The organism is Bradyrhizobium lablabi, from assembly GCF_001440475.1.
Classification (GTDB): Bacteria; Pseudomonadota; Alphaproteobacteria; order Rhizobiales; family Xanthobacteraceae; genus Bradyrhizobium; species Bradyrhizobium lablabi.
The window spans coordinates 176,336-196,787 of record NZ_LLYB01000081.1 but is presented as its reverse complement, the minus strand read 5'-3'; the positions used below and the strand labels follow the sequence as shown (position 1 = coordinate 196,787).

General features: G+C 60.1%; 17 protein-coding genes. 4 read left to right on the top strand and 13 right to left on the bottom strand.

The genetic code is table 11. The annotated features are described in order from the left end of the window. Positions 1-3: 3 nt before the first annotated feature. Genes CQ14_RS22010 through CQ14_RS21985 form a run of 6 tightly spaced genes read right to left on the bottom strand, consistent with a single transcriptional unit; the run spans position 4 to position 7,897 of the window. On the bottom strand, positions 4-552 hold the full coding sequence (locus CQ14_RS22010) for a nitrous oxide reductase accessory protein NosL (RefSeq protein WP_057859924.1): 549 nt from the start codon (positions 550-552) through the stop codon (positions 4-6). Then, the gene (locus CQ14_RS22005; protein ID WP_057859923.1) at positions 549-1,376 is read right to left on the bottom strand and encodes a DUF2705 family protein; all 828 of its coding nucleotides are present in this window, start codon (positions 1,374-1,376) and stop codon (positions 549-551) included. Before CQ14_RS22005 ends, CQ14_RS22010 begins: the two co-directional genes overlap by 4 nt. Next, positions 1,373-2,284, bottom strand: coding sequence for an ABC transporter ATP-binding protein (locus CQ14_RS22000; protein ID WP_057859922.1), 912 nt, complete (start codon positions 2,282-2,284; stop codon positions 1,373-1,375). Before CQ14_RS22000 ends, CQ14_RS22005 begins: the two co-directional genes overlap by 4 nt. Then, positions 2,281-3,645, bottom strand: coding sequence for a nitrous oxide reductase family maturation protein NosD (locus CQ14_RS21995; RefSeq protein WP_057859921.1), 1,365 nt, complete (start codon positions 3,643-3,645; stop codon positions 2,281-2,283). The genes CQ14_RS22000 and CQ14_RS21995 overlap by 4 nt, the downstream gene beginning before the upstream one ends. 14 nt (positions 3,646-3,659) lie before the next feature. Then, a complete protein-coding gene (gene nosZ, locus CQ14_RS21990) occupies positions 3,660-5,612 on the bottom strand; it encodes a TAT-dependent nitrous-oxide reductase (RefSeq protein ID WP_057859920.1) in 1,953 nt (650 codons plus the stop codon). 17 nt (positions 5,613-5,629) lie between these two features. Then, positions 5,630-7,897, bottom strand: coding sequence for a NosR/NirI family protein (locus tag CQ14_RS21985; RefSeq protein WP_057860020.1), 2,268 nt, complete (start codon positions 7,895-7,897; stop codon positions 5,630-5,632). A 182-nt stretch (positions 7,898-8,079) separates the two neighbouring features. Between CQ14_RS21985 and CQ14_RS21980 the strand changes: the two genes are divergently transcribed. Both CQ14_RS21980 and CQ14_RS21975 read left to right on the top strand, forming a co-directional pair. Continuing rightward, the gene (locus CQ14_RS21980) at positions 8,080-8,964 is read left to right on the top strand and encodes a ferritin family protein (RefSeq protein ID WP_057859919.1); all 885 of its coding nucleotides are present in this window, start codon (positions 8,080-8,082) and stop codon (positions 8,962-8,964) included. 189 nt (positions 8,965-9,153) lie between these two features. Further along, positions 9,154-9,438: a DUF2249 domain-containing protein gene (locus tag CQ14_RS21975; protein ID WP_245320440.1), complete on the top strand. Its 285-nt coding sequence runs from the start codon at positions 9,154-9,156 to the stop codon at positions 9,436-9,438. A 616-nt stretch (positions 9,439-10,054) separates the two neighbouring features. Here CQ14_RS21975 and CQ14_RS44745 read toward each other — a convergent pair. From CQ14_RS44745 to CQ14_RS46590, 3 genes are all read right to left on the bottom strand, one after another. After that, positions 10,055-10,477: an EF-hand domain-containing protein gene (locus CQ14_RS44745; RefSeq protein ID WP_057859916.1), complete on the bottom strand. Its 423-nt coding sequence runs from the start codon at positions 10,475-10,477 to the stop codon at positions 10,055-10,057. 70 nt (positions 10,478-10,547) lie between these two features. Next, entirely contained in the window at positions 10,548-11,573 is a 1,026-nt protein-coding gene (locus CQ14_RS46595; protein WP_245320439.1) for a hemerythrin domain-containing protein, read from the bottom strand. Between the two features lie 499 nt (positions 11,574-12,072). Then, a complete protein-coding gene (locus CQ14_RS46590; protein ID WP_245320438.1) occupies positions 12,073-12,264 on the bottom strand; it encodes a hypothetical protein in 192 nt (63 codons plus the stop codon). Positions 12,265-12,847: 583 nt separating this feature from the next. On the opposite strand from CQ14_RS46590, the gene CQ14_RS21950 reads away from it, so the two are divergent. Beyond that, a complete protein-coding gene (locus CQ14_RS21950) occupies positions 12,848-13,054 on the top strand; it encodes a helix-turn-helix domain-containing protein (RefSeq protein WP_057859915.1) in 207 nt (68 codons plus the stop codon). Between the two features lie 266 nt (positions 13,055-13,320). Further along, the gene (locus CQ14_RS21945; protein ID WP_057859914.1) at positions 13,321-16,125 is read left to right on the top strand and encodes a winged helix-turn-helix domain-containing protein; all 2,805 of its coding nucleotides are present in this window, start codon (positions 13,321-13,323) and stop codon (positions 16,123-16,125) included. A 42-nt stretch (positions 16,126-16,167) separates the two neighbouring features. On the opposite strand, the gene CQ14_RS21940 is transcribed toward CQ14_RS21945, so the two are convergent. The 4 genes from CQ14_RS21940 to CQ14_RS21925 form a co-directional block, all read right to left on the bottom strand. Beyond that, positions 16,168-17,490, bottom strand: a complete 1,323-nt coding sequence (locus tag CQ14_RS21940) for an ATP-binding protein (RefSeq protein WP_199805584.1) — start codon at positions 17,488-17,490, stop codon at positions 16,168-16,170. A 446-nt stretch (positions 17,491-17,936) separates the two neighbouring features. Further along, positions 17,937-18,362: a putative quinol monooxygenase gene (locus CQ14_RS21935; RefSeq protein WP_057859912.1), complete on the bottom strand. Its 426-nt coding sequence runs from the start codon at positions 18,360-18,362 to the stop codon at positions 17,937-17,939. A 74-nt stretch (positions 18,363-18,436) separates the two neighbouring features. Then, positions 18,437-19,291: a VOC family protein gene (locus CQ14_RS21930; RefSeq protein ID WP_057859911.1), complete on the bottom strand. Its 855-nt coding sequence runs from the start codon at positions 19,289-19,291 to the stop codon at positions 18,437-18,439. An 81-nt stretch (positions 19,292-19,372) separates the two neighbouring features. Continuing rightward, the gene (locus CQ14_RS21925; protein ID WP_057859910.1) at positions 19,373-20,395 is read right to left on the bottom strand and encodes an aldo/keto reductase; all 1,023 of its coding nucleotides are present in this window, start codon (positions 20,393-20,395) and stop codon (positions 19,373-19,375) included. Positions 20,396-20,452: the final 57 nt, after the last annotated feature.

The window sequence follows — 20,452 nt, the reverse complement described above, 5'->3', positions numbered from 1 at the left end:
CCTTCAATTCAGCCGGACATCTTGATCATGATCGGCAGATGCACCCGCCGTATCGCTCCCCAGCACATACGCGGCAGGGATTTCCCCGAACGTCACCACACGACCGCCATTGTCGCTGGCGAACCGGTCCGCCGCTGCACGATTGCCGAAGGGTACCGCTTCCGCCGCGCCCATGCCGCCCTGCTTCCGGCTTTCGATCACGAAGAATGCTTTCCGCGCGTCGATCCAGTTCGTTGCGCCGGGATCCTCCCAACTCTTCGCCTGGGCCATGTCCGAGACGTAGATCGCCCGGATGTCGCGCGGCTGTTCCGGCATCAACGTGAACGCGACGGTATCGCGGACCGAAGTGAACCAGAACGGATCGATGCGGCTCGCCGTGATGATCTGCCCCTTCGGTCCGGGGTGCTCAATCAGGTTCATGCCGCAGAAGACACCCATCGCGTCGCTGTTGAGTGCAACGGGCGGCGGCATGCGCTTGTTGCCGGATTCCTGATTGCAGCCCATGAGAACGAACGCCGAGAGCAGGACCGAACAAATGGTTCGCAGGATCATAGCTCCCTCCGTGCGAAGAACGCCGCCGCAAGTCCAAGTGGCGCTGCGATCCAGACCAGCAGCCCCAGCAATAGCGCGCCAATGCTGGTGGTCGCGGTGCCGGCCAGTCCGGCCATTCCCGAAAACTGGCTGACGTTGAATCCAGTGAGATTCGTCAGGCGGTAAAGATCGGTGGGGTTGAGAAACAGCAGTCCTTCAAGAACCGATGCCGAGATGATCTGTCCCTGATCGATCACCAGAATACCAAGCAACGCCATATCGAACACCAGCACCATCAACAACCAGATGCCGACCGAGACACCGGCTGCCGTGCCACGGTCGCGAACCAGGCTGCTGACGAGATATCCAATCGCGACGAACACCGCGCCGAGCATGATCGACGTCCCGAGCATGGAGGCAAAGGCGTACCAGCTCGCCGCCAGCACCGAGGCGCCGGTGATCGCGAGCGCAGCGGCCGCGGCGCCATAGCCGATGACCGTCGCGAAAGCGAGGATCAGAACATGTCCGCAGAACTTCCCGAGTATGACCTGGCTGCGCCCCACCGGGTAACTTAACAGCAGGATCATCGTGCCCCGCTCCATTTCGCCGACGACTGCATCGTGCGAGATCAGAAGCGCGATCAGGGGCAGCAGGAAGATCGTGAGGCTCGACAGGCTGACGACCACCACATCCAGCGCGCCGGCGCCGACATTGCCCGTTGGAGCGCTGCCGAGAAACGCCAGTGACAATGCGAGCGCGGCAAGCAGAAGCGTGGTCGCCAGTACCCAGCGGTTCCTCAATCCTTCCTGGATTTCCTTGAAGGCGATGATCAGGATTGTCCTCACGCGGCCTTCTCCTGGGTGTTGAGGAAGTGTGCGTAGAGATCGTCGAGGGTCGGCGCCGCAATTTCGATGTTCTCGACACGCGGATCGTTCGCGGCCGCACGCAACAAGTCCATCTTTCCCTTTTCATCCGACACCAGCACCGTTCGGCGGCACGGACTCGAGTTGATTTCTCCTGCGATAGAGACGGCAGCTTCGTCGTTGCCGCCACCCGCCAGGTCGAACGTGACCCGGATCGGCAATTGCGACAGGGAGCGCAACTCCGTCAGCGTGCCTTGCGCCACCAGTCGACCCTGGTTCATGATCAGGACATGTTCCGCGCGATCCTCGAGTTCGTTAAGCGCATGCGAGGAAATCAGGACCGTCGCGCCGTCGTCCCGCAGTTCGTTCAGGATCTCATAAAAGGTCTGGCGCAGCGCCGGATCGAGGCCCGTGGTCGGCTCATCCAGCAGAAGCACGCGCGGTTGCCCGAGCAGCGCCTGGGCCAGTCCCAATCGTTGCCGCATGCCCTTGGAGTAGGTTCCGACCCTGCGGTCGGCGGCATCTGCCAATCCGACCCGATCGAGAAGCGCCCACGCTTTCGACGGCTTGATCTGTTTCAGCCGCGCGTAAAACGTCAGAGTCTCGCGCCCGGTCAGCGCGGCGTTGAACGCGACATTTTCCGGCAGATAGCCGAGAAGCCGGCGTGCCGAGAATTCGCCCGCCGCCGGGTCCTGCCCCATCACGCGGATCGCGCCTCGGTCCGAGCGGATCAATCCCAGCATCAATTTGATCAGCGTGGTCTTGCCGGCGCCATTGTGGCCGACTAACGCGCTCAACCGCCCGGGGATCAGATCGAACGAGACGTCGCGCAATGCGCGCACCTTGCGATAGTTCTTGTCGACGCCGCTCACGGACACTGTAACGGTCATCTGCGGCTCCGCTCTGGCGATGGTTTCGGCGGCGGCGCGATCAGCGGATGACTATCGACCACTCCGCCCGGATAAAGCGCGGGAAACTGCGCCTGCGCCCAGCGAAGGACCTGGACCGCGGGGCTGTTGATCAGCACCTTCGCCGAGGGCGCTGTCCACAACACCCGGTCGACCAGATCGTTGGGGCGGTAAGCGGTGTCGGCAAGGCCATCTCCGTTCAGGTCGAAGGCCGGATTGTCGCTCCAGTAATTGCCGCGGCCCCCCTTCGACCAATCGAGATCGCGCGTACCGACGTATTTTACCTGGTTGCGGTTACCGATGAAGGCATTGCCGGTTATCTCATTGCCCTCCGAGCCGGCCGTGAAATGCACGCCGATGCCGCAGCGCTCGAACCAGTTGTTCCGAAACTTGTTATGATTTGTGTTGTAGATGAAGACGCATTTTCCCGGCCCGCTGCCGCCGTCCTGCGCCGGCCGTGCGTCGGGCAGCATCCCCTTCTCATCGAGCGCCCCCTCCTCGCGAGTGCCGGCAATATTGTCCAGCGGGCCGCCCGTGACCCGGTTGCCGTCGATCTCGGCATAATTGGCATAGTTGAACAGTATGCCGTAGTCCCGATCCCGATCCGAGACATTGTTGCGGATCACCAACCGGTTCGAGTACATGATGGCATAGCCGACAGTATTGCCGACAGAAACGTTGCCGCTGACTTCGCTGTCGTTGGTGTACATGTAGTGGACGGCGAACCGCACCCCTTCGAAGCGATTGTTGATGAAGCGATCCTTGCGGCTGCTAATCGTGAAGATGCCGTCGCGGCCAAAGCGAAACGTGTTGTCGGCGATGATGACGTCAGGGGCGTTCCAGAGCGACACGCCATTTCCGGTCTCACTGCGGCGTCCGCCGCCGCGGAGCCCTTCGATGACGTTGCGTTCGACGCGGGATCCGGTCGCCCCGTGCACATAGATGCCGAACAGGTTTTCCTCCAGGCGGTTGTTTTCAACCACCGCCCGCTCGGCAGTCTTCTCGAGAAAGATTCCTGAATTCATGGCTTGCAGATCGCGGCCTGATTCCCGGATGGTGATGCCGCGGATCGTGACCTCCGGCGCGACCACAGTAATGACATTGCCGGCCCCGCCGCCACTGAGCACGGCACCGGATCCCCCGGTTAAGACAAGGCGACGGTCAATCCTGATCCCACCCTTGTAGACGCCAGGCGCCAGCTTGACGACGTCGCCATCCTGCGCACGGTCCAGCACCGCTTGAAGCGGCTGGTCCGCGACAGCTTTCAGCTCCGCCGCGGTAGCGGAGCCGAAGGCCCCGGCGGCGAAGATCGCCGCCGGAATAAGTCGTGACAGGAGAAGCACGTGCTGTCCTCGATTCAGACCATCTTGGGCTCGACGAACATCCGGCCCTTCATCTCCATATGCATGGCGTGGCAGAACCACGAGCAGTAGTACCAGTAGACACCGGGCTTATCCGCCGCGAAGGTCACCGAGGCGGTCGCCATCGGCGCGACTTCCATGGCGACACCATAGTTCACGATGCAGAAGCCGTGAGTCAGGTCTTCCACGGCGTCGATGTTGGTGATGTAGACGGTCACGTTGTCGCCCTGCTTGACCTGGAATTGTTCCAGGCCGAATGCCGGCGCGGTCGACGTCATGTAGACGCGGACATTGTTGCCGTCCCGGATCACCTTCGAGTCGGCTTCGAGATTGATTCCGTCGGCCTTCGCCTGCTTGACCGCATCGGCGAACATCGGATCCGCCCGGTCCCAGATCGAGATCGGGTTGATTTTGGAACGATGAACGATCGTTGCATCGTGCGGTTCGGCGAAGCTCGGACCGTCGTGAACGAGCACCATCTTGTCACCGGATATGTCGATCAACTGATCATTCTCTGGCTTCAGCGGACCGACATTGAGGAAGCGGTCCTTGGAAAACTTGTTCAGCGAGATCAGCCACTTTCCATCGGCCTCCTTGGTCTGTCCCATGGAGCTGTGGTTGTGACCGGGCTGGTAATGGACGTCGAGCTTATGGATGATGGGATCGACCTTTTCACCTTTGAAGGCTCGCTTGGCGAGGTCGATACTCCACTTGCAGACCTGGCTGTCGAGGAACAGGGTCGTATAGGCGTTGCCCTTGCCGTCGTAGGCAGTGTGCAACGGCCCGAGGCCAAGTTCAGGTTCGGCAACCACCACATCGCGCGGCTTGATCTTGTCATCGAACAATTGGTCGAACAGCCGCACGTCAAAGACCGTGACTGTCGGTGAGAGCTTCCCTGCCGCAACGAAATGGATTCCGTCTGGCGCGGTATTTATGCCGTGTGGATTGTTCGAGACCGGGACGTAACGTGTGTAGGGCGATCCCTTGCGGCCATCGAGCACGGGCACGCCGTTCATCTCCTTGAAGTCGCCCTTCTTGACGCCCTCTTCGATCCGCTTGAGATTGAAGATCACGACCCAGTCCTGCTCGTTGGCCGTCATATCGGCCAGCGTTACGCCTTCTTCGCCATTGTAGCAGGTCGAAAACGCATACTTGCCCTGATAGTCGGCGTCGACGTTGTCGAGATTGCCGTCGACGATCACCTGCCAAGCCACCTTCATGGTATCGCCGTCCAGCGCGGTGAAGATCGCGTGGTAGTCCTTCGGCTTGTCGAGCACCTTGCCGTCGTTCGGAAGCGGCACACCGTCTTCGCCATTGCAGAACACGTATCCCGTGCGAGGGTACTTCTGCAGGCGGAGACCATGAACCGTGTGCTGGTTCGGCAATTCGATGATCTTGTCGCACTTCATCACGTCGAGCCGCACCCGCGCCACCCGGGTGTTGGCCTTGTCGTTCATGAAAGCGTACCGGCCATCATAGGTGCCGTCGGTGAACGAGATGTGTGGGTGATGCAGATCGCCGTTCATGAACGTGCCGCCGCGGTTCTTGAGCAATTCGCGGGTCGCCGGCTGCATCCCTTCGGTTAAAACCTTCAGGCTTTCGTTGGTCTGTCCCCATCCCGTAGCGCTGCAACGGTTGAACACGGGGACACGCATCAGTTCGCGCATCGACGGCAGGCCAACGATACGCATTTCTCCGGACTGGCCGCTCGAGAAGAACACATAATATTCGTCAAGTTCGCCCGGCTTCACTTCGGCCCTCTGAGCCGCAGGACGGGCCGGAGCCGCCTTCGGCGCCGCTGTCTTGGTTTGCGCATCGGCAGTCGCAACGAGGTTTTTGCCATCGCTGGACATACCAATTCCACCCGCAAGGCCGACGCCGGCAGCAGCCGCCGTCGTGCCGAGCAAGGTGCGCCGGCTGACGGATTTTCCAGTTTCGTTGTCACTCATGGTAGCCTCCTGGGCTTTCAGGTTACGGGTGGTGTGATGCCGCCGGCCGGCGGCACGACAACTGGTTTGCCGCCGGCAGTGATGACTGTATTTGGGCCTTTGCCTCCACTACGCATCGAGGGAGATGAAAGAGCTTCGCGCTTCTCCCGCTTCAACCGCACCTGGATCATGTGCGGGCAACGATGATCGTCGAAATAGAGCTCCTGGCAGTGCATGCAGTAGATGCACTCGTTGACGTTGATGTGCCCCTCGGGATGGATCGCCTGGACCGGGCATTCGTTGGCGCAGCGCTGACAGGGCGAACCACATTCCGGCCAGCGCCGCAGCCACTCGAACATGCGGATACGGCCGGGAATCGCCAGCGCCGCTCCGAGCGGGCACACGTAGCGGCAGAAGAATCGCTCGACGAACAGTCCGGCCGCCAGAAGCGTCAATGCGTAGATGACGAACGGCCATTCACGGACGAACTTGAGAACGATCGCGGTCTTGAAGGGCTCCACTTCAGCCAGTTGCTCCGCGAATGCGGTTGAGTAGAGCGACATTCCGAACAGGCCAAGAAAGATGATGTACTTGAATGGCCACAGCCGCTCATGCAGCCCCCACGGCAATCGATATTGTGGAATCTTCACTGCCTGAGCGACGTTGTTGAGCAGCTCCTGCAGGGCTCCGAATGGGCAAAGCCAGCCGCAGAAAGGACCTCTTCCCCAGAACAGCAGACCGGCGGCGATCGAAGCCCAGAGCAGGAAGATCAATGGAGCCGACAGGAAATATTCCCAGCTGAATCCCGTCAGCAGCGAGTTCACGAAAGTCAGAACGTTCACGACCGAGAGCTGGGCGTTTGCATACCAACCCAGCCACACGAGAATGAACAGGAGATAGCCGCGACGTACCCAGGTATAGACCGCAGGCCTGCGGACGAGAGCGTTCTGAAAGAAGAAGATCAGCGTGAGCGCACCGAGGGCGAAGATCGTCGTCCCGATCTTGACGGCGTCGCCGCGCCAGATCTTCATCCATAGCGGCTCTTCTTCCGGGGTGGCCTTCGTCTCGCCGTCGCCAGTTGTGCCCTTTGATGGCACTGCGGACGCAGCTGGCACCTTCGCCGGCGGAGCGGCCGCCGGCTTTGTCACGGACGGCACTGGCTCGCTTTTCAGGTAGGCATCTGGAAGCGTGTAAGCCAGATCGAAGGTAACCCAGGCCTTTTCCCGGGCGCCAATCACCCGCTGCACCAATAGTTGAAGTGTCCACGGTTCGGTTGGGTCGAAGTTGAACTCGATCGGCAGGACGAAAAGTGCGATCTCCGGAAAGTCGGGTGCGCCTTCGGCGGCAAGGCTTCCCAGCCGCGTGTGATCGCGGTCCCGGAAGCGAATGCTGTTGGTGTCCTGGATCAGTTCGATGCGGTCGAAGATGCCGCCGCGGACATAGGCCGCGCCCTTGAACGAATAGCGGCCCGATCCTGCGACGATGAGCGCCTGCTGACCGGCCTTGAGCCGCGCTGCCAGGCGATTGTATCCATCGTCGCCGAGCAGGCTGCGCCCGACGGTCGGCACGGCAACGTTGGCGACATACAGGTCAATGAAGCTCTCGCCGGGGTCACCTTCTTCCGGATGGGCTGCAGCGGCTGCGTTTCCTGATTTCTCGAAAGCCTGATTGACGTCAGCAATGGAGAGGGTCAGGCGGCGGACGGAGCCATCGCCGACCAGGCTTTGCCAGTCGCGGATTTCGCTCTTGCCGAAATCAATGGTTTTGGTGACCTGCGGCGCCGCGCTCGAGACCGCGCCCTGATTGCCGAGCCGACCGCTCTTGATCAGCTTGGTGGCGGAACGGACGATGCTGTCGCCCATCACCAGCACAGTCACCGTCGCTCCGCTGACGATGTCGACCTGCGGCGACGGCGCGGCTCCGCGAACGACCTGTTCGATGTCGGCGCCGATCAACTTATTGACGGCTTCCAGAATGCGTTTCTCTGGAATGCCAACCAGTACGATCGGCTCTTTGTGCTCAACTAGTTTGAGGCCGGTGAGCACGCCCTTCGGGTTGATCCCGACCAAGAGCTGAATGGGCTTGCCGGAGTAGCCAATGGCATTGGCAAAATCCGAATTCAGGTAGACAAAGCCCAGGAGTTGGTCATCCCGATAGGCCGGTGCGATTGCCGGTTCACCCTGCGGCGGTCCAAGCCGGTTCGCGCCCGGAACCAGCTCGCCTGGCTCGGCTTTTGCCAGATAATCGTGCAGACGGCCGACTGCATGTGCCTCGCAAGAAAGGCCGATCCAGCCAAGCGCGGTCAGAACGACGCCAAATAGGACACGAATGCTGACGAATATCCGCAAGGGCCTGCTTCCAATTCAGCAGAACGCCGTTGTTCTGGATGGATGTCCTTACAACAACCAAATCGCTTCGAGCTTGCGCTAACGCAAATTGACCTGCGGTTCGGATCAGTTAAATCTTGCCGCTCGGATTGGATCTTACGATGCGCAGCGAACCCCTGTTGGCAACCGACCCGCCTGCTCCCGTAAAGGACGTCGGCGAGCTTTACGCAATCGCATCTACTCAAACGCAAATAGCTATCCAGCGATACGGCAAACTTGCGGCACAAGGCGACAAAACGTTCGAGCCGGTCCGTTGCGTATTCGAAGTATTGAGCCAGCGCGAACAGGATCGCGCCGAGTCAATTAAAGACTTATGCATTGCGGCGATCGGGCGCGTTCCCGGTCCGGCCGACCTTCGCTGGACGCCGATTGATCTGGTTCCATCGGAGGAGCTCTCTGATATCGGGAACTCTCTTCTCTCGACCCCCTATGGCGCGTGGGCTCTCGCCGTTAGGCATCGCGAACGAGCCTTCATATTCTGGACTTATGTGGCGGCGCTCGCCGAAGCCAAGGCCTTACGTGCAGCGGCCGAGAATTTGGCGCGCGAGGCGCTCCGCGACGGCAATCTGCTTCGCCGTGAACGCCGGCTGGCGTGGCGGGCCGAGCGAAAAAGGACAGCGGTCGAGGGCTCATCGGCGGCCACCGAGCTATCCATGGCGGCGTTGCTCGAGAGCCTTCTTCTCAAAGACATCGTCTGGTGGTCGCAGGACCTGCCCGGGCCTGAACGCAAGCACCTGCTATCGCTGATCGGAACCGGCTCCGTAGATCCAGTTCCTGAGGCGGAGGAAGCGCAATCGCCACGTTCTGAAACACTCGAGGAGATCAAGCATCGCGCCCTTCGCCGCGCGGAACAATTGTCCTCGATCTATCTGGATGAGGCCGACAATGCTGTCGACCAGCCCCGCCTGGAACTGGCCCAGCAGCTCGCCGCTCATTCCATAGCCCGCCTTGCCGACCTCCGTGCGATCGCCGCCGCGCATCGCTGATGGAGGCACACAACATCAGCGTCCGCTATTTGTGTTGCAGCAAAGACAATCCCGTCCATTGCTGATGATGATCCCACTGGCATTGACGCAGACTTGGCCGCAGCCTTGCAGAAGGGCGACGACCGAAGTGTGTGCGGGCGCTGATGCAAAATGAGATATCCGGAGACAGACATGCACGGGAATGCGGGTTTGCAGAAGATAATTGACGTTCGACAGATCGCACGGCCGATGCGACACGCCTTGATCTTCGATACCTTTGAGCAGATTGGCCACGAGGGCTCGTTCGATATCGTGAGCGATCACAACCCCCGTCCGCTGCACTACCTGTTCGACGTCAAATATCCCGGCGCCTTCACGTGGGATTATGTCGAGAGCGGGCCGGACGTCTGGCGTGTCCGCATCGGCCGCGCTGCGGTACAATCGCAGGCCGCAAATCCGGTAACGCAAGCGGGCCACGCGGGGCCTTTGGCTTGAGCAGGATGCAGGCTCAGATGTGATAGGTCTCCCACAGGGTTGACGGTTCCAACTGAGGCTACCGGCCGGCTCCTTCCGGCGCATTCCACGAAAAACGTCCCGAAGTTTGAGCCGCGACAAAGAGAGCGCATGTTCCCCGTCTAATATGAACCCAATCTAAGAAAGAAATATCGCGGAGGAGACCGGAAGGGCGGGGCCCGTCGTGCGCTAGCGACTTGGCCTGCTGAATTCACCGGGCAAGCCACGATTCCCATATTCCACACTGTCGAGCAGATGGAGGGAAGCATCGCCATGCCTTCGGATTTCGACCATCGGAAATGCCCAAACTGCGCCGGCAGTATCATGTGCCTGATCCGCGTCGAGCCGCACCATCCAGATAGCGAAGACGGATACGAACGGCATTCCTACCGATGCGCGGAATGCGCGAATGTCAGTCGGTTCGTTTTCGAAGTGCGGACAAGGCAAGCAATGGCGGTCTTCGGATAACCGACTCTACTCACTTGCCAAACTGGCCGCGCAAGACTGGCATCGACATCAAAAAGCACGACGAACCGTTTGCTCTACAACGTGGACGGCTGTCGGCCGAGGGCGGCGTCGAGGAGATCGATCGAGATTCCTACTGCTGCGGAACCGATCTCCCGGCCCCGTGCATGAACGCCTGCATCTCCTCCTGGGTCAGTCGGCCATCCTTGTTGCTGTCCATGGCCTTGAAGATTCGTTCGTGAGCCGCCTGAAACTCCGGCAATGAGATCGTTCCGTCGCCATCGCTGTCCATCAGAGCGAACATCATGCGAAACATAATCGGGTGCCCCACCGCGCCCCCGCCCATCATGCCGTGCCTCATCATGCCTCCGCCCATCATACCCCCACCCATCATGCCTCCTTGCCTCATCGTGCCGACCCCTCCCTCGCCCATGGGATGGGATTGAGTTTGTTGCTGGTCTGACTGGGGCGCCATTTGGTGCTGTGCACTCGCATCGCCAGCGCCACACGTCAGAACGAGCGCAGATATCGTGAGTCCCAGAACGCGCGTATACATTTGAGCCTCCTCAGAAACGCACCCCGGGGGGCCCTTGTGGCCCCTGAGCCGCCCGCGGCGTGGCCTGCGACTACCGTCGTTCAGCTTCAGCCTCTTCTTCCAATTGCAAGATGCGCGCTCGTAACACGTCGAACGTCTCTTCAGCCGCCTCGCTGAACAGCGGATCATCATGATTGGTCAAGGTCGACTCGATCTCACTCCAATCCTCAGGCCGCAAAGCCTTGAGGGCGGCGGGAAAGAAATAGCGATCTTCCATCATCATGTGATGCCGCTCGTGCTCGATGAATTCGCGAACGATGTGATCCACATTTTGTCGAAGGATTTCACGATCCGCGAGGACACCGTCGATCGCTTGAGCGACGCGGCGGAAACGCTCGGCCCCTTTTTGGTGCTCTAGTGCGAGGTCACCGACTCTTGCGGCCGCAGCGGGATCGCGAAGTCTTAGCTTGGCAAAGACCAAGTCTTCCTGGGGATGATGGTACACCTCCGGATAAATTTCAAAATAGCTAATGATCGCGCGAATAACTTCATAGTCGGGGCGGCCCGCGCGATCGAATATCTCCAGTTCGCGCTCAAGGACTCCGAGCAGCATCTCAATATTGCGATGCTCCCGGGACAAACGCTCAATGATCGTCATGGCTGCCAATGAACCATTGAGAAAGGCGCTCCGATCCTTATCGAGGCTCCCGATGTCCTCTCGCACCTTCGCCCTTTCAAGCGCCACGAGATCACCGCACCCCTCGCAGGCAAACTGCGTCTCCTTCTCGTCATCGCCCGAAGAAGAACGCGAACGATCAACGTCAGCACTTTCCTGAGTTACCACTGAGTCCCCGAACATGGCACAGTGGGGGCAGTAACGGTCAGCGGCTTTGCTGAGTTGGCGTACAAACTCCTTACGAAGAGCTTCTCCTTGCCACGCCGTGCCGTCGCTCTTGACGAGCTTTCTGGCACGCGCAACAGCATGGCTTTCAGCAGCGTCGTCACCGGTACGGATCGTTACGTCCAAGTGGAAGGGACACACCGCTATGGCATGGGTCGTTTCTAGCGTGAAACGCACGGCGGAACCCAGATCGTCCGCGTCGCTGCTTACGGACATGTGATCCTCCTGCTCAGATCACGGAGTGCCAAGGAGGTTGAGCCCCCAACATCAACAGCCCTCGGCTGACAGGCTCTTCGGCTGCACTGCCTTTTCCTAGCGCGATACGGCAATCGTGTTTTTGATGTAGCGCAAAGGAACTCCAACTTAGGCTGTCCCAGCGCGCGATGAGTTCGCTGATGCAGCGGTTGAGTGCGGTCGTGCTCGTCGGCATGAGTGTCCAAACCCTCCGGATGACCCGAACCATTGATGCATACCGGACGGTGACGTCGCGACGCTTACCCGATACTTGGCGACGGGAGCGCCGGCGCTATGGGCCGAACGGAAATTCGAATTCTCGGAGACCACCCATAATCATCGCGATCTACGCCATCGCCGGCGTCCTCATGGCCGTCGGCAGCCTCTACCTCGCCTGGCGGAGCACCGATGTCCGAAAATTCCTCGCTGGCGCCTTCTTCGTCTCTTCCGGGACCTGACCTATCTTTCGCTGGCCGGGTTCTCAGTGCCGCTTCTCGGTACCGGCTTTGTCGAAACGCCTGCCATCAGCGGAGCGCGTGCCATCGTTCATTTCGCGCTCTTCCTCATCTGTCTCTATTCGGAGTTCTTCAGAGGCGGCCGCGCGCAACCCGGCTGAAGCAGTTGCCTGCCAACCGAGCCGCTGCGCCGCCATGGTCGGCCCAGTGATATCCATTACCTGGGCGGGATCGTCATCGATGGCCAGCGATACCCGGTCGTCGCGCGCCAGGTTCGACGCTTTTCCCTATTGGCAACGCTCGCATGATGTCTGCGCAGACAGGCTGCATCGCGCCTTTCGCGGCAACGACTCGCGCGAGAGGCGGACCGCCTCCGTCAGGAGCGCAATATTGTAGAGCGGCGTAGTCTGGCGAGGAAATCGTAGCCAGTGCGAGCGAGAACCGAGCAATCCGGTTCTGGTTCGGCGACGTCTTCGTAACCTATTGAAAAAGAATGGNCGCGATGGTGGGCGCACCAGGGCTCGAACCTGGGACCCGCTGATTAAGAGTTCAGAATTAGCGCTTCGCCGCAGCTTCCAAGAGCGCGCCAAAGTACGACGCCCTTCAGTAACTCACGGAATTGAAAGGCTTCTTTGTCGTCATTGGGAAGCGAAGGCGGACTTTCACGGTCCAAGGCGACCTCAGACAGGGAGGCAAGCGGGCTTCATCAATTAGGGTTTCCATTGGCGATGCTAGTGAGATGTCGACGCGCCACCGCCAAGGAGTACTTGGCCCAGATTAGCCGGGGACGGCACCCAAAGGATGAGAAACAAGCCGAAGGAGCGTATCCCGGCGATGGCAATTGGCGGGACAGCGCGCGAACTGCTGGAGGCAACGCAAATCCCGATCGAAGGCGTCGCTGCAGAAACCGGCTTTGGCTCCGCCGACGCCATGAGACATCATTTCAGGGTACGGCTTGGCACCAGCCCGGCGAATTACCGAGCCGCCTTCCGCGTGCCGGCTCACTAGCGCCAGCATAGCGAAACGGAGTTGCAAACGTCGGTTGCCGCCAGCACATGCGCACGAGGCGCCGTGCCCGGCTGCTATCTGCCGACGAACTAGGGTGCGACATGCCTTGCTCCACGTCCGCTCTCCCCCCCGATACCGGAGGCAGTCCGCCCCCAACATCGACGTCCGTTAAGGGCTGCCATTAACGGACATCCGGATATTCTGGTAAGCAAACCTGAGGCACTGCTCTAAAGTGCACCGCGGGATATGGGACCCAAGCAGGTGCAATGGTGAACCGAGAGATATTCTTCGGACCGTTTCGCTTTGACGCGGCTACCCATACGCTATGGGACGGAAACGTCCCGGTTCGGCTTGGCGCTCGCGCGTTAGCGATCCTGCAAACTCTCCTTGAAGCACCTGGCGTAACTGTCAGTCGAAGCACCCTGATCAAAAGCGCATGGCCTGGCTTGCACGTTGATCAAAGCAATTTGCGCGTGCAAATCTCGGGACTGAGGAAGGCCCTGCGTGATTACGGCGGCGCAATCCAAGCTGATCCGTCTCAGGGATACCGTTTCGACGCCGATGTGGTTGTGAAAAGGCCGGCCCCTCCTCGCTCCGAGAGCCAGCCTCGATTCGGCATCCCTGGAATGGTCGTGAAGCCAATCGGCCGCGAGGCGGCGGCGGATGGGATTCATGACCTTATCAATAGCCGACGACTCGTGACGATCCTCGGGTCGGGCGGCATCGGGAAGACAACGATTGCATTGCAGGTCGCAAATGACCGGGCCGCAAGCTACCCCGATGGCGTCTGCTTTGTCGATCTTGGCCGAATATCCTCGATTGACCTCGTCTACACGGCATTGGCGAATGCGATCGGATTAAGGGTAACAGACTGGCCCGACATCGAACAGATCGTGCTGGGCCTCCACGACAGGCGGATGCTTCTGATCCTGGACTGTTGCGAGCATGTGCTCGGTCCAGTGGCGAGACTCGTTGACGCCTTGCTCGTCAGCACGGCGCACGTAGATGTTCTCGTTACGACGCGAGAGCCACTGCAGCTTGATGACGAGGCCGTCTGGCGACTCGCCCCCCTCACAGTTCCCCCAAAGGCTGCCGAGACGCACGCGGACGACATCAAGACCTATTCGTCCGTCCAGTTATTCTTGAAGTGCCTCCACCAGCGGGCGGCGAAACTGCAGTTCGATAATCGCAGCGCTGCTGCCGTCGCAGAGATTTGCCGACGGCTCGATGGTATCCCGCTGGCAATCGAAATTGCCGCTTCGATTGCCGCGGTACTTGGCTTCGAGGAGGCACTACGCAGCCTCAACGAAAAATCGTCGGTGATCAATATCGATCGAAGAAGCGTTGTTCCCCGTCAACGGTCGCTGTTCTCAACGATCGACTGGAGCTATAATCTGCTATCCCAAGCAGAACAGTTTGCTCTTCGACAAATCGCTTGCTTTGCCGGAACCTTCACGCTTGATGCCGGCATCGCCGTGGCAAGCGGCGATCAGCTCAGCGCATCCGCTGCGCACGACGCCATTACAGGTCTGTCTCGCCGCTCACTTCTCTCCTTCGACTCGGAATCGATCTATGCGGAGTATCGTCTGCTGGACACGACGAGAGCTTATGTAGCTCAGCTGGACTTCTCTGAAGGCGACATAGCGCAGAGACGTCACGCGGAATACTTCCTCCGGCTGCTCGACGGCATCGACTGGGACCTCTATGACGACGCATCCGAGAACGCGAAAATGCGGGGCTACCTGGACGAGGTTCGGGTGGCGCTGGATTGGGCGTTTTCTTGCGATCCAAAACTCGGCGTAAAGCTTGCAATCGCCGCGGAACGGCTTTGGCTCGCGCTCACCTCGTTGGTTCAAGGGGTCCCTTATCTAACCAAGGCATTTCACCTCGTCGATGGCCGTTCCGCGTTTGATGCAGCAGCACGGCCTCGCTTGCTGGTATCCCTCGCATCCGCGCAGGTTTACCTTCCGGGTTTCGAGGGAGCGAGCTTGTATGAGCGTGCCTGGCAAGCGGCGCAGGCTGCCGAAGATGACTTCCTGGAGCTGCGAGCCCTCTACGGCATTATTCAGAGTACGCTTCTAACCCGCCGCCAGGCGACGCACTATCTCGACGCCTTTGCCAAGGCGGCAGAGCGATCCAACAATCCTGACGTGCACTACCTTTTGCAACGGATATCCGCATTCAACGACTTCGAAAACTCAGCGATACGATCAGCTCATCAGCGGTTCGAGACGTTCCTGCAGGACTGCCCGTCGATCTCCAGAAGCGCCTACCTGTATTTCGGAGGAATCGACTCGTTCATCTCTTGCAAGGTCGGGTTGGCACTTGCCAAGCACTACATGGGGTATTGTGAGCAGGCATTGTCGCTTTCGAACACAGCGATAGACGAAGCCGAGGCAAAAGGACATCTGACAACCACGTATTTTGTTCTTGCCCAAGGTGCCACATGGGTGAACATATCGTCGGGGGAATTTCAGCGTGCACGCAGCTGCCTGCAAAAACTGGAGGAAGTGTCACGGCACTACCGGCCCTGGCATGCGGTTGCCGAGGCATTTCGAGCGCTTCTTTTCAGATATGCGGATGGAGACGCTCGATCCTCAGAGCGCCTCCTGACTTCCTGCCTAGCAGATGAGTTTATAATCAAAACCGGCTCTCTTCATCCAATTTTGTGGATTGAACTCGCGGACGCTCGACGAATTGTTGGCGACCTGGATGGCGCAGAATCTGCACTTGCGAAGGCGATGAGCCAGTGCCTGGGCCCATCCGACGTTCGCCTCATCGGCAAGCATCACCCAATCCTCGCCAAGGTACTCATTGCTCGTAACCGGCGTGGCGATGTCGATACGGCACGCGAGCTATTCAGCCAAGTAATCGAACTTAGCAAGCAGCACGATTTCTATCTGTATGAGTGCGAAGCCGCTGTTGGCCTCGCCGAGTTCGAGCTTGAGGCAGGGCGACCGCAGGCCGCCCGCAATGCACTTGTCGATCTTCTATCCAATCGGCAGGACAGATCACGTGTACCGTTTCTCGCGCGGGCTCAAACTATCCTCGCCGGGATCAACGCACCCTGACGCTCATCAAGTATGAGCACTCGGGCGTCAGGTCCTCAAGGGTCAACAATTCTGACACCGATCGAGCCGCTCCGTGGCATCCCCTTCACCTCTGGGGCTCGCCACGTACGCCCGCATGGTCTCGAACAGGCGATATTCTGGAGGGCTGATCCGAAGGTTTACGATCAGGAAGGATTTATTGGCGAGCGCGACAACCGCCTCACGAACGGCAGACGCATCCGTAACGTCATCAGCGGCGACCGCGACCGCAGCATCGAGAGTGAAAGCACCGGTGAAGAGCGCCAAACGGCGCAGCACCGCTCGCTCGTTCAACGGAAGAAGATCGCAGCGCCAGCGAAGGGTCGAGAAAAGAGAATCGTGCAGAGGGTTGGCGTCCTGGCGATCGAGCTCCAACAAGGGCAAGCGTTGATCCAGGCTGCGGCGAATCTCGCCAATGTCGAGGGTAGCGACCATGGAAGCCACCATTTCGATGGCTCGGGGAATTCCGTCCAGACGCCGACAGACCTCGACGATAGTCGGCGCGATCTCGTCGTCCAACGTAAAGTCGTCCGAAACTTCGGCCGCGGCCCTTAGGAAGAGCTGAACTGCAGGGTATCGCGCAGCATTCGCTGCGTTATCCATCAGAGAGGGCGGTACTTCGAGCGGCTCGAGCTGCCAGACGAATTCGGCTCCAACCCTCAAGGACTCCCGGGATGTTACCAGTATCCAGACCTCATTGGAGAGGCCTAGAACCTGCTCGACCAGCAGCGCGATCGCATCGGCCACGTGTTCGCAGGAGTCGATCACCAGAAGAATTCGTCTCCCCTGCAGCGCGGCCTGTATCTGCTCAAAAGCTGGCGGCGCCTCCCCGACCGGGAAGCCGAGTGCACGCGCGACTGCTTCACCGATCTGATCATCGCGCGCAATCCTGCTGAGATCGACGAAGCAGGTTTCATCCGTGAAGGTATGGGCTAGTCGATGCGCAATCGCGAGCGCGACCGTTGTCTTCCCGATACCGCCGGGACCAAGGACCGTTACCAGCCGGCTTTCTTTGAGAAGGCTGACTATTTCCGCAATTACGCCGTCGCGCCCGATAGGCTCGGTAAGAAGCTGCGGCACCAAGGAGGAGCGCCGCTGGGCATCGAGATACGGATCAGCACGCACCGCTTCTCCGAGGAAGCGATAGCCCAGGGACGCTTCGGCCCTGATCAATCCCTCACAGCCGCGGAGTGCTTTTCGCAAGGTGGAAATTTGCACCTTCAGATTCGCGTCGTCCACGCGGCCACCAGGCCATGCTCGCTCCAACAGTTCGTGCTTCGCTACAAGACGTCCGGGCACTTCGGTGAGCGCGCTCAGAATTGCCAGCGCCCGAGTCCCAACCTGCAACAGGAGGTCCCCTTCCCACAACATTCGCCGATCACGATCGAACCGATATGGCCCAAACGAAATCTCCGCGTCTGCCCGATGCGCAGGAGACTGACCAGTGCCCTTGCCACGCGTTGATCTCGGCGAAACGATTGATTGAGACGCGACCCTCACCGGCATCACCCGGTCTGCGTCAGAGGCGAACCGCCAGAAGGTACGCTCGGTAAGTTCGCTTTATTAGCCAGCCCTTCTGAATGAGGACGTTTCATCGTCGGCCAACGCGTGAGTCAAACTGGGAAAAGCTATTCGAACAAGCTCTTGACCCGGAGTCTACACGCAGAATGGCTAAGACGCATGGGAACCCGACTGCGGCGGGCATTTCGCCGCAGGAGGCCTGGGACCCGTAAAGGCTCCAGCGCGGCAGCTTGGCTATCTGCAAGCTGCGGATTGATTCTCGGCAATTCCGCTTATTTTTTGGGCATCGTGAGGATCGCCATGCGCATCACCTCGACGCCGCCCTCGGCAAGCTCTGGGAGCTGGGCGAACCATTCCTGAACATAGGGCATGGCGTTATGTGCGTCGAAATCTGCTCGACTGGCAAAAATCTCGTAAAAGATGAAATGCCCCGGTTTGGCGCGGTCTTCCTGGAGAAAGTAGACCAGGTTCTTGGGATCGCCGCGAACCAGGTCGATGAGAGGCAAGGTAGCAGCCCGCAGAGCATCTTCCTTTCCAGGCTTGGCGCGCACCTGGGCGACCACTGAATAGGCGCCTTCGCGAATATCCTGGTAGCGCCCATGCGGTGCCTGCTGAGCGACTGCCGCCGGCGCCGTTAGGGACAGCGAGAGGGCCAACAGCGCCGTGGCGCGCGAGTTGCGACGTATCGTCTGCATCATGGGCCCTTTTCATGGTTGTCATGAACGTTTGGCCAAGGCGAGCCGGCGACCGTTCGGCCGCCGGGCCATGCGGATCAGCGGGTAATCGTCTGCTGCCGCTTCGCGAGGGCTTCGCTGAAACGTTTCTTGACGGGGCCCAGTGCTTTTACAAACTCGAGCTGTTCGCCTTCCGGGCCCTTGCAATAGATCAGCTCCCAACCGTCCGACGGGGCTTGGGTCACCCGGTTCGTGTTGGAGCTGCGGGGAGCTGCCTTGCGGTCCGCCTCGGTCATGACGCGGATCGTGCGGTTCGCCCTCACCTGGGTCATGCCGCGGCGCGCCGATTCTGCCTCGAGGTCGACGATGAACTTGTTGAAGTCGACATCGTCGCGAACATAGAAGCAGATGTGCATCATGCGCGGAAAGGCTGGGCTCATGTGCTGCACCGGCTCAGCGAAGCTCTTTGAGGTACCCATGGGCTGGTCGGCGTCGCGATATTGGAGCAACTCGATCACGACATTGTCGAACTGGATGAAGCGAACATCGAGCCGCTGCGCCCCGGCTCGCAGGTCGGGAACACCGATCGTCCGAGGATTGACCCCGCGAGCGTTCGCTTCGATTTCCTGGTCGGCCAGCAGCGTGTTCTGCACCTCATCGCCCTGGAAATCGCCGTGGCGGAAAACCTCGGTGCCGCCCAGCACCGCGGTATAGAATTCATAGGCCCGCTCCATGTTCTGGACGGTGAGCCCGAAATGCTGGACCCCCTGGAGCCGCGCACCAAGTGGCGCCTCATTGCGGTCGGCCGCCGACATGCCGCCAGTGTCCTGCGCAGCGGCGAGTGCGACTGTCGGTGCGCCGCCGGCCGCGAGGCCTGTGATCACAGCCGCGCCGGCTGTTTGAAGCATCGCCCGTCGCCCGATTTCGGAGGTGTCGCGTTTTTCGTCGGTCATTTCCCTCTCCTTTCCAATTGAATAGACTTTGCGCCATCCGCCGGACGACGTTCAGTTCGCAGGAATGAACTTGCCCCGCCCTCAAACCGCTCGGCCGGCCGCGGGAAGGGGTGCGGCGGGATTGACGAGACCCGCCGAACGAAGTTCGCGCCAGAAATCGGCGGGAATGGATTCTTCGAGGGCAGCCCGGTCCTCGGCGATGCGGCTCGGACGGCTCGCCCCCGGAATCACAGCAGCAACCACCGGATTCGCGAGCGCGAACTGCAATCCTGCTCCCTTCATGCTGACGCCGTAGCGATCGGCGATCGCCTTGATCCGCGCCACCTTCTCAAGGATTTCCCGAGGCGCCGGCGCATACTCAAAATTCGGACCACCGACGAGCGCCCCCGAGCTGTAGGGGCCACCGACAATAATGGCGAGTTCATGTTCCGCAACCATCGGCATCACCCGCTCGAGCGCTCGGGCGTGATCCAGAAGCGTGTAACGGCCCGCGAGCAGGAAGCCGTCAGGGCGTGGACCTTCCAGCGCTAGCAGCAGTTCAATCGGCTCCACCCGGTTGACGCCGAGACCCCAAGCCTTCACCACGCCTTCGTCGCGTAGCCGGTCAAGCGCCTTGAACGCGCCCTTGCGCGCACTCTCAAAGACCGCCAGCCACTCGTCGCCATAGAAATCCTGCGCCACGTCATGCACGAAGGCGATATCGATATGGTCGGTGCCCAGCCGTGTCAGGCTGTCCTCGATCGAGCGCAGCGTGCCATCTTTCGAATAATCGTTTACGATCTTGTTCGGGCGTCCATACTTGAAGACATTACCTTTCTCGCCTAGATCGCGAGCGCTTACATCCTCGATCTCGTCCAGGATCACGCGGCCGACCTTGGTGCTGATCACGTAATCGCCACGTGGCCTCGTGGCGAGGGCAGCGCCCATGCGGATCTCCGCCAGCCCCGCTCCGTAGAAGGGTGCATTGTCGAAGTAGCGGATGCCGTCGTCCCACGCCGCATTCACCGTCGCGAGCGCTTCCTTCTCCGGGATGTCCCGGAACATATTTCCGAGCGGCGCCGCACCGAAGCCCAGCTTGCCGGGCAGAATATCCATGAGTGCCATACCTCATCCCCTTCGTCATGGCGGGCGAAGCCATCGTGCGCGGGAAGCAATCGCTAG